Annotated in this window: 13 protein-coding genes; 7 read left to right on the top strand and 6 right to left on the bottom strand. The window is 35.2% G+C overall.

Features of this window, described 5'->3' with window-relative positions; genetic code table 11:
* Positions 1-146: 146 nt before the first annotated feature.
* Both IHE43_RS16620 and IHE43_RS16615 read right to left on the bottom strand, forming a co-directional pair.
* Entirely contained in the window at positions 147-1253 is a 1107-nt protein-coding gene (locus IHE43_RS16620; RefSeq protein ID WP_192184939.1) for an NADH:flavin oxidoreductase, read from the bottom strand.
* A 6-nt stretch (positions 1254-1259) separates the two neighbouring features.
* Positions 1260-1562 carry a helix-turn-helix transcriptional regulator gene (locus IHE43_RS16615; RefSeq protein ID WP_192184938.1) on the bottom strand — a complete coding sequence of 101 codons (303 nt, stop codon included), beginning with the start codon at positions 1560-1562 and terminating at the stop codon, positions 1260-1262.
* A 140-nt stretch (positions 1563-1702) separates the two neighbouring features.
* Here IHE43_RS16615 and IHE43_RS16610 point away from each other — a divergent pair, with 140 nt between their 5' ends.
* Positions 1703-2200, top strand: coding sequence for a TlpA disulfide reductase family protein (locus IHE43_RS16610; protein ID WP_192184937.1), 498 nt, complete (start codon positions 1703-1705; stop codon positions 2198-2200).
* 18 nt (positions 2201-2218) lie between these two features.
* Positions 2219-2689 (top strand): hypothetical protein, encoded by a 471-nt coding sequence (locus IHE43_RS16605; RefSeq protein ID WP_192184936.1) that lies wholly within the window; start codon positions 2219-2221, stop codon positions 2687-2689.
* Positions 2690-2869: 180 nt separating this feature from the next.
* Here the strand turns inward: IHE43_RS16605 and IHE43_RS16600 are convergent, their stop codons facing one another.
* The 4 genes from IHE43_RS16600 to IHE43_RS16585 are packed head-to-tail and all read right to left on the bottom strand — an operon-like array spanning position 2870 to position 5859.
* Positions 2870-4030 carry a chromate transporter gene (locus IHE43_RS16600; RefSeq protein ID WP_192184935.1) on the bottom strand — a complete coding sequence of 387 codons (1161 nt, stop codon included), beginning with the start codon at positions 4028-4030 and terminating at the stop codon, positions 2870-2872.
* Between the two features lie 12 nt (positions 4031-4042).
* On the bottom strand, positions 4043-4543 hold the full coding sequence (locus IHE43_RS16595; RefSeq protein WP_192184934.1) for a hypothetical protein: 501 nt from the start codon (positions 4541-4543) through the stop codon (positions 4043-4045).
* A gap of 56 nt (positions 4544-4599) precedes the next feature.
* Complete coding sequence (locus IHE43_RS16590) at positions 4600-5466, bottom strand: chromate resistance protein ChrB domain-containing protein (RefSeq protein ID WP_192184933.1); 867 nt, start codon at positions 5464-5466, stop codon at positions 4600-4602.
* 9 nt (positions 5467-5475) lie between these two features.
* Positions 5476-5859 (bottom strand): hypothetical protein, encoded by a 384-nt coding sequence (locus tag IHE43_RS16585; RefSeq protein WP_192184932.1) that lies wholly within the window; start codon positions 5857-5859, stop codon positions 5476-5478.
* A 222-nt stretch (positions 5860-6081) separates the two neighbouring features.
* On the opposite strand from IHE43_RS16585, the gene galA reads away from it, so the two are divergent.
* From galA to IHE43_RS16560, 5 genes are all read left to right on the top strand, one after another.
* Positions 6082-8904 carry a beta-galactosidase GalA gene (galA, locus tag IHE43_RS16580; protein ID WP_192184931.1) on the top strand — a complete coding sequence of 941 codons (2823 nt, stop codon included), beginning with the start codon at positions 6082-6084 and terminating at the stop codon, positions 8902-8904.
* Positions 8905-9238: 334 nt separating this feature from the next.
* Positions 9239-10111 carry an AraC family transcriptional regulator gene (locus IHE43_RS16575; RefSeq protein WP_192184930.1) on the top strand — a complete coding sequence of 291 codons (873 nt, stop codon included), beginning with the start codon at positions 9239-9241 and terminating at the stop codon, positions 10109-10111.
* 182 nt (positions 10112-10293) lie between these two features.
* Positions 10294-10707: a cupin domain-containing protein gene (locus IHE43_RS16570; protein ID WP_192184929.1), complete on the top strand. Its 414-nt coding sequence runs from the start codon at positions 10294-10296 to the stop codon at positions 10705-10707.
* Positions 10708-10737: 30 nt separating this feature from the next.
* On the top strand, positions 10738-11142 hold the full coding sequence (locus IHE43_RS16565) for a cupin domain-containing protein (RefSeq protein WP_192184928.1): 405 nt from the start codon (positions 10738-10740) through the stop codon (positions 11140-11142).
* Positions 11143-11380: 238 nt separating this feature from the next.
* Entirely contained in the window at positions 11381-12433 is a 1053-nt protein-coding gene (locus tag IHE43_RS16560; RefSeq protein ID WP_192184927.1) for an NAD(P)-dependent alcohol dehydrogenase, read from the top strand.
* The last annotated feature ends 153 nt before the right edge of the window (positions 12434-12586 follow it).

The raw sequence follows: 12586 nt of genomic DNA, 5'->3' as shown, positions 1-12586 counted from the left end.
ATTTGATCTTTTTTGTTGATATACTTTGTGTAGACGCACTGCTGTGCGCCTCTACAATGGCGCATATAATGGTTACGATTTTATATAAGTTCAGAAAAAAACCTTTGTCCCTCTGAACCTCTGCAACTTTGTATCTTAAAAAAGACTTATTCCAAAACCAATTGCCCTAAAGCTTCTTTGCTGAAACCTTTCAATTCATCTGTTTTTCCGGCTTTGATTTTTGCAACCCAATTCGGATCAGATAAAAGAGGTCTTCCAACAGCAACCAAATCAAAATCGCCTCTGTCGAAACGTCTGTTTAATTCTTCTAAAGAAGTTGGTTCAGAACTTTCTCCGGCAAAAGCTCCAAAGAAATCTCCTGAAAGTCCTACAGAACCAACAGTAATTGTTGGTGCTCCAGTTACTTTTTTAGCCCAACCTGCAAAGTTTAAATCAGAACCTTCAAATTCCGGTTCCCAAAATCTGCGTTGTGAAGCGTGTACAATATCAACTCCGGCATCCACAAGAGGTGTAAGCCATGCTTCTAATTCCTGTGGGTTTTTTGCCAGTTTATAATTGTAATCAGAAGGTTTAAATTGAGAAAAACGCATGATTACTGCAAAATCTTTACCCACTTGTTTTCTTACTTCTTTTACGACTTCAATAGCAAAACGATTACGCTCCGGCAATGTTTTTCCACCATAAATATCAGTACGTAAATTAGTTTCTGCTCTAAAAAACTGGTCAATTAAATAACCGTGAGCCCCGTGAATTTCAATGGTATCAAAACCTAGTCTTTTGGCATCAGCAGCAGCTTGTCCAAAAGCAAGAATAGTATCTTCAATATCTTTTTCAGACATGGTTACACCATTTCTAAAGTCAGGTCGGTTTAGTCCAGAAGGACCTTCAAAAGGAACGGGCGGAACCCATCCAGAATGATGATTGTCCATAATTCCCATATGCCAGATTTGCGGTCCCATTTTTCCGCCTGCAGCATGAACTTCATCAATAACATTTTTCCATCCTTTTAAAGCTGCATCACCATGAAAATGAGGTACATTAGCATCATTTGATGAGGAAGGCCTGTTGATTACGGTTCCTTCAGATAATATTAATCCAACTTCACCTTCAGCTCTTTTTTGGTAGTAAGAAGCTACTTCATCAGTTGGTATTCCGTTTGGAGAAAAGGAGCGCGTCATTGGCGCCATTACGATTCGGTTTTTAAGATTTAACGTTTTTAAGTTAAATGGCGAAAACAGGTTGTTTGTACTCATAGTAATTTACAAATTAGATTGAATTAATTTACTGAGTGCTTCAAAGGCACCTTCGTTGCGTTTATAGTAGGTCCATTGTCCAACGCGTGTGGCTTCTATAAAGCCGGCACGTTGTAAAATGGACAGGTATTCAGAAACTGTTGATTGCGTCAGGCCCGCCTTGGCTTGTATTTGCCCAACACAAACGCCATGTTCAAATCCTGCATGCTGGAGTTGTTCCGGGAAGTGTATTTCGGGTTCTTTTAACCATTCCAGCATTTGTAATCTGGATTTGTTCGACAGTGCCTTAAATATTTCTATTTGTTCCATGATGCAAATATATCGACTTTTCCCGATATACCAATTTAAAGAAAATTATTTAGGAAAATTTTATGAAGAAGGGAAGAATAATGAATAAGTATTTATATTTGCTTTATATAATGATAACCCCAAATTTATCGATGATTATTATGAAAAAAACTTTACTCATTTTGGCATTCTTATGCTCCGTTTTAACCTCAAATGCACAAGTTGTTGGTCTTGAAGTGGGAGATATAGCCCCTGAAATCGATCTTCCGGATACAAAAGGAAATAATGTGGCCCTTACTTCCTTAAGGGGAGATTTAGTTTTAATTGACTTTTGGGCGTCCTGGTGTGGACCATGCACAAAGGAACATCCGGAATTGATAAAATTATATAATACGTATCCGGGTAAATTATCCATTTACAGTGTTTCAATGGATACTAAAAAGCCACTTTGGTTAGGAGCTATTGCCAAACAAAAACTTCCATGGATACAAGTAAGTGATCTTAAATATTGGAAATCTCCTGCTGCTGTAGATTATATGCTTCAATCTGTACCATTAAATTTTTTAATAGACAAAAACGGAATTATTCTGGCTAAAAACATTCATGGAAATGCTTTGAATGAAATGGTGAAAAGTATATTGGCACCACAGCAAAACTAGAAAGGAAATTTTAATTAAATGGAATCAAAACTCAGTTTATCTGAATTCAGAACAAGATTAAAAAACAATACTGAAATTGGTTCTACAACTGCACACACGGAAAAGGTTAGAATATTTCCTATATCCGGTACAATAAAACCCTTTTATGGTTCTTTTGATAATACAAGTTTTAGATTAACAGTAAATTCTCCGAAGTCATCGACACCCTTTATTGTAAAAGGAAATTATAAGGATGTTAATAATAAAGTCAGCGTCGACTATGTTATTGAAGCAAACAATAAATTTCAAGTTATTTGGACAAGATATTCTCCGATAATTCTAATTCTGGTAATCAATATATTTTTTCTGTTTTTTGCAAGAGGACTCAGAAGAGCGTCTACAATCGTTAATTTGTTTTTACTTTTTATGGCCTTTTATTCGAGATGGAATGAAGAGAGAAAAAGGAAAAAACTAGAACAAAAGTTTATCAGTATTTTCGAAATTAGATAAGATTGGTATGTTGAGCTTAGCGAGTTAATTTTACCGCAAAGTGCGCAAAGTATTTTTATATTGGTGTGCGATAGTTGGTGTTATTAAGTTCGCAAAGCTGTATGTGATTAACTTTGCGAACCTCGCGTAATCCCTTTGCGAACTTTGCGGTTAAACTACACAATCAAAAACCTTACATCTTTATATCAATTTTATAATTAAGCCAACAACAGCAGCAATAAGTATGATGTAGGGTTCAGCTATATTTTTAACATACAACAAAGCAGCAATAGTTATAGTAGCTATAAAAGCAGTTGGAATATCAATTATAGTACGGGAAGCAATTACAAAAACAGATCCAACCAACGCTCCAATAACCGCTGCCGTTATACCATCAACAAATGCTTTGACCGATTTATCTTTGGCAATTTTATGAAAGGAAGGCGCCATTGCAACGGTAAATAAATAGCAAGGCAAAAATGTTGCTAAAGCAGCAACCAAAGCCCCAATAAATCCGTCAACCAAATAGCCAATAAATCCGACTGTTATAACTACAGGTCCAGGCGTAATCATTGCGACAGCGACAGAATCCAGAAATTGCTGTTCTGTGAGCCAATGATTTTCGATTACAACACCGGAATGTAAAAAGGGCACGATGGCTAAACCGCTTCCAAATACAAATGTTCCTGCCTGGGCGAAGAAAATTGCAATTTTTAGTAGTGTATCGTTTTCATAATTCCAAAAAGGAATTTGTAGAAACAATATCGAATTTATAGATTTTGAGTTTAACCATTTCGGAGGTGCTTTTATAAGCATATATAAAAAACCTGCAACAATAAATAGTAAAACGGGTTCTTGCTGTGTTATAAAAGTTACGCCTAAAGCAATGAGAAAAAACAGCCACAAAAGCCAATTTATTTTAAAAGATTCTATGTTGAATTTACCAATAGATTTTACGGTAAGTTTATACGAACTAACCAATATAAGGCCAATAACAGCTGCGCCAACACCATAAAATGCAGCCTGAATCCAGGATAATCCTCCATATAATTTGTATACGATTCCTAAAAGAACAACCATTAAAAAGGAAGGTAATATAAATGCAAATCCGATTAAAGTAGCGCCTAATAAACGATAATGTATAAAACCAATATAGATACCTAATTGTGCAGCTAACGGTCCGGGAGCCAATTGTGCCAAAGCTAAGCCTTGTTTGTATTCTTCATCAGAGATCCATTTTCGATTTTCTACTAGGTCTTTGTGCATATAGCCTACAAGGGCAACCGGACCTCCAAAACCTATTGTGCCTAGTTTTAGAAAATACAGGGTTAGTTCTCTTAATGTATATTTTAAATCTGCCATTGATAAAGTTTTTTAAAAAGCAATTCCAAATTGAAAACCAACTGTAAATGTTGCAGGATGATCATTACCAAATCTTACGGGTAAAGGAACCGCAACAAAATAACTGCAATTCTCACTTTTTAGAACCGTTTTATTAATTACAGGTGTAAAACCATATCGACCACTGCTTTCAAACGCTGCTCTTCCGGCAAAAGTATAACCCTTTCCTAAAGCAACCAGAACACCGGGATGGAATAATATATTGGTTACTTTGTCACTAGCACCCTGAACTTTTATATTCGGAACAATTTCGAAAGAGAAACCTATTTTTGAACTTTTCCAGATGTTGATTCCGGTTGGAAAACCAACGGCGTAGTAATCTCTGAAATTTAAATTCGTTTGCTCATTGCTTATCGTTACAATTGGATGAAGGATACCGAAATACCCTGTTATTTTAGGATAAGTTGTTTGAGAAAATGCCGTAATAGTGCTTATAAATACAGCAATAATAGTAATGTGTCTAAATGAAATCATGATAGTTTTTGTTTATAAAACAAAACTATATAGACTTAGTAGATATAAATAGAATCTTATTTACCTTTTGTATCTGGTTTACTTTTTAGCGAATTTTTTCGGTACGATGAAGGATTTTTTCCGGTGTGTAGTTTAAAAATTCGTGTAAAATGACTTTGGTCTGAAAAGCCCGTCATATAAGCAATTTCAGTTAGGGTATAAGTAGAATTTTGAATAAGGTTTATCGCTTTTTCGATTCGCAATTTCCGAACATATTCACCAAAATTCAAATCTTCAAAATACTTAGAAAATTCTCTGGATAGATAGGAAGGATTAAGTTCTAAATCATTTGAAATTTTCTTTAGATCAAAAGCAAACTGGGTATCAATCTGATCCTGAATTATTTCTTTTAAATCCTTAACCCACAAAGGTGTTTTTTGATTTGATTTCTTCTCAGCTAAAAATTTGTTGTACACTTCATGAAGCAAACTTTCAAAGGGACTGTTTTGCAAATGATTTTGTTTGTACAAATGTGTTGCCCAGCTGTAAAGTGCATCATAGATAACTATTCCGTTCGTCAATAGTTCAGCATCGTTGGTGATATTATGTGAAAGCCCTGCAGAAATTGCCCAGAGTCCGGCAGCTTCTTTTGCAATTTCATGTTGATCAGTATCAGCTCCACGAACAATTTTGGCTATTATTAGAACGGCAGGATCCTTAATTTGATGCTTTTTTACAATGTAATCAAAAGTGCATTCTTCGTTGTAATGCGTATATTCGACATTGGGAATGTCAAACGGAATTGCATTTAATGCTTCGGCTTTCGCAACCACTTCATTAAAGGGAACATAAATGAATTCGGCATCCTGATCAACAAATTTTTTGATTAGCCATGGGCACGCAATTCTGTCAATTTTAGGTCTTTCTCTGGTAATCCATTTCATTGGCGATAGTTAATTCATTTCTTCAGTAATATCTCTTATGCCTCCAAAACTGGTTTTTAGCAATTCTCTTACCTGAAACTGTGTTTTATTTCTGGTAATGCTGTTCCATTCCTTAAAGTCATAAACGTGAATTTGTTTCGCATAAGGATTAGTAACGAAAGAAAGTCGGGAAATGGAATATTTAAAATATTTTAATTCGTGCGAAATATGTCGGTTTGGAACGATAATAAGTATGGTTTCAAAATCTAGAAAATTCTTTGGAACATCTGGCCTTTCGGTTAATCCAAGGTGGTCAAAAAAGGCAATTATTTTTTGATCATTTAATTTATCTATTTTTTCATCAATACGCTTAATGGTGCTAAGAAGCGTATTTTCGTCTTTTATAACACTCATGATTAAATTTGGTTTTTGTTGATTTTAATATAAAATTACATTAAAAGAACAAGATTTGTTCCAGAACCGCTGATAGAATGATTCTAAATTTTTAACGTCTAATTTTTAGTTATTATTGTTTGACATAAAGATCATCTTTTGACAAAATACTATTAATTTATCACGCTTTTAAACTTTAATTTTATAGCTATTTGCTAACCATTTCTGTAAACCACATTATTCATGAAAACTATTTTTCAGAAGGAAATACTATCCTGTTTTATTTTTTTGATTTCGTTTTGTACTTCGGCACAAAATAAATCAGATAGAGAATTGATTTTAATTGATAAAGATTGGCGTTTTTCATTTGGCCATTTGTATGATACTCAAAAAGATTTTGGGCATGCCGAAGGTTATTTCTCTTATTTGACAAAAACCGGATTTGGCGATGGACCGGCAGCGTCAGGTTTTGATGACCGTGCCTGGCGAAAATTGGATTTGCCTCATGATTGGGTTGTTGAACAATCCTTCAGCAAAAAAGCAAGTTACAGTCATGGATTTAAAATGGCCGGAAAAGGTTTTCCTGAAAAAAGTATCGGTTGGTACCGAAAAAAAATCAATATTCCCGAAAGCGATAAAGGCCAAATTATTTCTTTAAAGTTTGATGGCGTTTTTAGAAATTCAAAAGTGTTTTTTAACGGCTATTTCCTCGGAACAGAAGAAAGTGGTTATAATGGATTTGAATATGATGTTTCAGCTTATGTGAATTATGGCGGAGAAAATACAATTGTCGTTCGGGTCGATGCTTCAATGGAAGAAGGCTGGTTTTATGAAGGTGCCGGAATTTACAGACATGTATATCTGCAAAAAACAAATCCGATTCATGTGGTGACAAATGGTACTTATGTTATTTCGGAAATCAAAAATGATAATGCTGAAATTACGGCTGAAGTTACTATTGAAAATAAAGGAAATGATAAAGGTTCAATTGAAATTATTCAGACTATATTGGATACTGGAAGAAAACAAATTACTTCTGTTTCTGAAAATGTTCCGGCTCCTGAATTTTACAAAAAGGCAAATTTTACTTCAAAATTAAATGTAAAAAATCCATTGTTATGGGATATTGAGAATCCGAATTTATACCATTTAGAAACTCAAATTAAGCAAAATGGAAAAATAATTGATCGTTATGAAACGCCTTTTGGAATCAGAACAATGAAGTTTGATGCTGAAAAAGGTTTTTTTCTGAATGGAAAATCGGTTAAACTAAAAGGAACCAATAATCATCAGGATCATGCCGGAATTGGAACCGCTTTGCCGGATGAATTACAGTATTACCGAATCAAAAAGCTCAAAGAAATGGGCTCCAATGCCTATCGCTGTTCGCACCATCCGCCAACTCCGGAACTACTTAAAGCCTGTGATGAATTGGGAATGCTCGTGATTGATGAGACCCGTTTAATGGGAATTAACGATTATCATTTGAATGATTTAAAGCGAATGATTGAGCGCGACCGTAATCATCCTAGTATTTTTTGCTGGTCGGTTGGAAATGAAGAATGGAACATTGAAGGTAATATCGTTGGTGAACGTGTTACTAATGTAATGCAGGGATTTGCGAAAAGTATCGATACTACAAGGCCAGTAACAGTTGGAATAAGCAGTGGTTTTAAAAGCGGAATATCTTCTGTTGTGGAAATTATGGGTTATAATTATTTAGGAAACGGCGATATTGATGCACACCGAAATCAGTTTAAAAATCAGCCTGGGATGGGAACGGAGGAAGGTTCAACTTTTGCTACGCGAGGTATTTATTTTACAGATGATGCCAAACATTACCAAAGTGCTTACGATAAAAAGCCACGTCCAACATTTTACAGCATCGAAGAAGGATGGAAATTTTATGCCGAAAGACCCTATTTGGCCGGAGTATTTTTTTGGACAGGTTTTGATTATCGCGGAGAACCAACACCTTATGGGTGGCCATCGGTGACGTCTTATTTTGGAATGATGGATGTTTGCGGTTTCCCAAAAGATAATGTGTTTTATTTGAAATCCTGGTGGGGAAATGAACCTGTTTTACATATTCTGCCACATTGGAACTGGAGTGGAATGGAAGGAAAAGAAATAGACGTTTGGGCTTATTCAAATTGTGATGAGGTAGAATTTTTTCTCAATAAAAAGAGTCTCGGAAAAAAGAAAATGGAGCAAAATGGTCACTTAGAATGGAAAGTAAAATATGAACCCGGAACTTTGGAAGCAGTCGGTTTTAAAAATGGAAAAAAGGTGTTGACAGAAATTCAAAAAACAACAGGAAATCCGGAAAAAATAAAACTTTCTGTTGATAAAGAAAATCTTTCCAATTCAAGTATTGTGGTTGTAACGGCCGAATTGACTGATAAAAATGGTTTACACGTCCCAACTGCCAACGACGAAATCACGTTTTCAATTAAAGGCGGAAAAATTCTCGGAGTAGGAAATGGAAACCCAACATCATTAGAGAGTGATAAATTTATTGATAACATTGATCTTGTTGCTATAAATAATTTTAAGGAGAAGAAATTAGCTTCAGCTGATTTTCCAGATAAAATTAAGGATGATTCTGATACGGATTGGAGTGAGGCTTTTAAAGACAGGGATTATAAAAATCAAGCTCCGGCCTATGTCTATAGAGGAGAATTTGAGTTGAAAAATAACCCGGATTCTAATATGGTAACATTCTTCTATAAGAAAATAGGAAAAGAAAACGTAGTTTTTGTAAACGGAAATAAAGTTGAACCAAGTGCAGCAGATGCTCAAAAATACATTTTAAATAAAGCTATTTTAAAACAAGGAAAAAATACAATTTATATTGTAACAACGCCTTTGCAAAAAATAAAAGACTGGGATGTAATGAATACCGATCCCGGAATTATTCAGATAGTAACTCCGGCAGAACCCTGGAAGAGAAAACTCTTTAACGGATATGCACAAATCATCGTTCAAAAAGAAGAAAAATCGAAAGAAGTTATTTTAACTGCTTCAGGGAAAGGATTAAAATCAGGAGTTTTAGAAGTTAAGTAGTTTAACCGTAAGGTGCGCTAAGATCTACGCAAAGGACGCAAGGAAAAAAACTTTGCGTCTCTGCGACTTAACGAGATTATTTCGTCCAACCAAAAAAAGCGTAGTGCACCTTGCAGATCTTTAACCGTAAAGTTCGCAAAGGATTACGCAAAGAGTGTAAGGAAAAAACTTTGCGTCTCTGCGACTTAGCGAGATTATTTCGCCCCAACCAAAAAAAACTTAGCGACCTTAGCGTAAATTCTTTGCGGACCTTGCGGTTAAGTCTGTCCAACTTGAACCTGAAACTTGAAACAAAATAAACTATTTTTTTATTTGATTTTCATAACTTTGCAAAATGAAAGAGCAATTAGATTTTCAGGCTTCAGAACTTGGTATAAACGATTTAAAGCTGAAAGGTTTTAAAGTATACGAAATTAATGGTGATGTAAGTAAAATTCCGACCTATAACCGCAGGGATTACTACAAAATTTGCATCAATACCAGTAAAAGTCTTATACATTATGCGGATCGCGGGATAGAAGTTGACGGAACTATTTTGTTCTTCGGAAATCCGCATATTCCATATTCGTGGGATATTATTTCTCCTTCCTATGAAGGTTATGCCTGTGTTTTTACTGAAGAATTTTTGAAAGTAAAAGACCGTTCAGAAAGTCTTCATGAATCGCCTTTGTTTAAAATAGGCGGAACTCCAATTTTTTCCTTATTACCTGAACAAAAAGTATTTATAGATTCATTGTTTAAAAAAATGATCGAAGAACAGGAAACAGATTATGTTTTTAAAGATGATTTAATCCGTAATTATATCAATTTGATTCTGCATGAATCAATGAAAATGCAACCTTCAGAGAATTTCTTTAAACACAAAAATGCTTCGGCAAGAATCACTTCATTGTTTTTGGAACTTTTAGAGAGACAATTTCCGGTAGAAACAAAAGATCAGCCCTTAATTTTGAAAACACCACAAGATTATGCTCAAAGTCTTGCAGTACACGTGAATCACCTCAATCGTTCGGTAAAAGAAGTTACCGGAAAACCTACCACAGCGCATATTACCGAAAGAATTATCGGCGAAGCCAAAGCTTTATTGCAACATACTGACTGGAGCATTGCAGATATCGGTTATTCACTCGGATTTGAGTATCCAAGCTATTTTAATAATTACTTTAAAAGACTTACCGGAACCATTCCGAAATCGTTGAGAATGTAAAATTGTTTCATATTCTTAATTTTTTGTTTGATTATCATTATCTGAGGTCGGTTTTACTAAAGTAAATTTGCATCGAAATAATTAGTATTAATCTTTTATCGGTTTTAATAAACTAAATCTAACTTCCTAAAGCGCATTCTTGCTTTTTGATTTAGTTGTATCGATAGTAAAAACAAATAATTATGAAAACTTCAGAAAATCAATTAAACGAAATTTTTCCTAAAGGCGATTTAGCTTCGGCAGATTACTTTACAGGAAAAGCCTGGGTTAAAATGCTGGTACCAAACGACCCGGTTTTAAATACTGCAGTTGGTAATGTCGTTTTCGAACCTGGTGCCAGAAACAATTGGCACACGCATCCCGGCGGACAAATTTTAATCGTAACGCACGGAACAGGATATTATCAGGAAGTAGGGAAACCAATTCAGTTATTGCAAGTTGGGGATGTTGTCAATATTCCACCCGAACTTAAACACTGGCATGGTGCATCCCCAAACAGCGAATTTACCCATATCGCCATCAGCACCAATACCCAAACAGGAATTGTAGATTGGTTAGAACCTGTAACCGATGAGCAATACAATAGCTTTAATTAAAAACTAAACCAAACTCAAAAATAAATAATTATGTCAACAAATTATGCAACGGTTATAGAAGAAGGAAAAGTCCCTAATACCTATATGACAGGTGACGTTTCTTATAAAAAACAAACGAGCAATATTCACCCTGAAAATACAATGATTAAAGAAGTTACTTTCGAGCCTTGTGCAAGAAGTAATTGGCATATTAATTCAAGTCTTCATTTGCTTATTGCAAAAGAAGGTGTGGGCTATTATCAGGAAAAAGGAAGTGCAGTTCGCCTGATTCATAAAGACGAAGTGATTACAATTTTACCAGGAATTGAACATTGGTATGGAGCAACTCCGTTTAGAAAATTTTCTTATGTAGCAATTATAACTGAAATTGACAAAGGACATGGTGTATGGCTTGACAGCGTTACTGATGAGGAATATCACAGTTTTGGGAGTTAGAAAATTAGTCAATTAGATAATTAGATAATTGGATAATTGGATAATTGGATAATTGGATAATTGGATAATTGGATAATTCAGGACTTACCTGACCACAATTTTGTCATCCCGAGGAACGAAGGATAACACTAGAAACTCCGTTCCTATAAGTTACCAATCTTAGCGACTTAGTGTCTTAGTGGCAAATATTAAAGCAACCTGAAACCTAAAACAAAGAAAAACTGAAACAAAAAATATTATGGAAACAAAAGACATAAAAGCCTTTGGTACAGAAGCTGCTGAAGCACCATTAAAAACATTAGATATCAAAAGAAGAGCTGTGCAAGTGCATGACGTAGAAATAGAAATCTTGTATTGCGGAATCTGTCATTCTGATTTACATTCGGCCAGAAATGAATGGCATGGTACTGTTTACCCAATTGTTCCCGGTCATGAAATTGTAGGGAGAGTTGTAAAAGTAGGCGATCACGTAAAGAATTTCAAAGTAGGTCAATTGGCGGGAGTAGGCTGTATGGTTGATTCTTGCAGAGAGTGTGAACATTGCAAAAATGATTTAGAGCAATTCTGTGATGAAGGAAATATACTAACTTTTAATTCACCTGACTCACATTTAGGCGGACAAACTTTTGGAGGATATTCTCAAAGTATTGTGGTTGATGAAAATTATGTATTGCACATTTCAGACAAATTAGATCTTGCGGGAGTTGCTCCTTTATTATGTGCAGGAATCACAACTTATTCTCCGTTAAAACACTGGAAAGTGGGGCCTGGTCAAAAAGTTGGGATCGTTGGTATTGGAGGTTTAGGACATATGGGAATCAAATTGGCGAAAGCCATGGGCGCTCATGTGGTCGTTTTCACTACTTCGTTATCTAAAACCGAAGATGCAAAACGTTTGGGTGCTGATGAAGTTGTTTTATCTACAGATCCGGAACAAATGGCGAAATACGCCAAAACATTACACTTTATTTTAGATTGCGTATCAGCCGAGCATAATATCGATTCGTATTTAAATCTGCTTAAAGTCGATGGAAATTTGGTGTTAGTTGGTGCTCCAATGGATCCGCTTCCTGTAACCTCATTCAGTTTGATTTTAGGAAGAAGAAGTTTTGCCGGATCAGCCATTGGTGGAATCAAAGAAACTCAGGAAATGCTTGACTTCTGTGCGGAACACAATATTACCGCAGATATTGAAATAATAGGCGTAAATGAAGTAAATGACGCTTACGAAAGATTATTAAAAGGAGATATCAAGTATCGTTTTGTGATTGATATGGAGTCGTTGAAATAGGTGCAAAGGCACAAAGAGGCAAAGGTTTGGAATTTGGAATTTAAAGATTGGAATTTTCCTTTGAACCTTAGTATCTCAGAGCCTTAGAAGCTTAAAAGAAAACCCCTCAAGCAATTCAACTCTTGAGGGGTTTTTAAAATAAAATAATAACCA

Source organism: Flavobacterium sp. MDT1-60 (assembly GCF_014844035.1).
Classification (GTDB): Bacteria; Bacteroidota; Bacteroidia; order Flavobacteriales; family Flavobacteriaceae; genus Flavobacterium.
Note: the sequence above shows the minus strand (reverse complement) of the source record. Positions and strands in the feature narration are given on the sequence as shown.

What these genes read in the sequence shown, in the direction of transcription:
- IHE43_RS16620 (WP_192184939.1), bottom strand. Translation starts at nt 1,253, where the DNA reads ATGAGTACAAACAACCTGTTTTCGCCATTTAACTTAAAAACGTTAAAT.
- IHE43_RS16615 (WP_192184938.1), bottom strand. Translation starts at nt 1,562, where the DNA reads ATGGAACAAATAGAAATATTTAAGGCACTGTCGAACAAATCCAGATTA.
- IHE43_RS16610 (WP_192184937.1), top strand. Translation starts at nt 1,703, where the DNA reads ATGAAAAAAACTTTACTCATTTTGGCATTCTTATGCTCCGTTTTAACC.
- IHE43_RS16605 (WP_192184936.1), top strand. Translation starts at nt 2,219, where the DNA reads ATGGAATCAAAACTCAGTTTATCTGAATTCAGAACAAGATTAAAAAAC.
- IHE43_RS16600 (WP_192184935.1), bottom strand. Translation starts at nt 4,030, where the DNA reads ATGGCAGATTTAAAATATACATTAAGAGAACTAACCCTGTATTTTCTA.
- IHE43_RS16595 (WP_192184934.1), bottom strand. Translation starts at nt 4,543, where the DNA reads ATGATTTCATTTAGACACATTACTATTATTGCTGTATTTATAAGCACT.
- IHE43_RS16590 (WP_192184933.1), bottom strand. Translation starts at nt 5,466, where the DNA reads ATGAAATGGATTACCAGAGAAAGACCTAAAATTGACAGAATTGCGTGC.
- IHE43_RS16585 (WP_192184932.1), bottom strand. Translation starts at nt 5,859, where the DNA reads ATGAGTGTTATAAAAGACGAAAATACGCTTCTTAGCACCATTAAGCGT.
- galA (WP_192184931.1), top strand. Translation starts at nt 6,082, where the DNA reads ATGAAAACTATTTTTCAGAAGGAAATACTATCCTGTTTTATTTTTTTG.
- IHE43_RS16575 (WP_192184930.1), top strand. Translation starts at nt 9,239, where the DNA reads ATGAAAGAGCAATTAGATTTTCAGGCTTCAGAACTTGGTATAAACGAT.
- IHE43_RS16570 (WP_192184929.1), top strand. Translation starts at nt 10,294, where the DNA reads ATGAAAACTTCAGAAAATCAATTAAACGAAATTTTTCCTAAAGGCGAT.
- IHE43_RS16565 (WP_192184928.1), top strand. Translation starts at nt 10,738, where the DNA reads ATGTCAACAAATTATGCAACGGTTATAGAAGAAGGAAAAGTCCCTAAT.
- IHE43_RS16560 (WP_192184927.1), top strand. Translation starts at nt 11,381, where the DNA reads ATGGAAACAAAAGACATAAAAGCCTTTGGTACAGAAGCTGCTGAAGCA.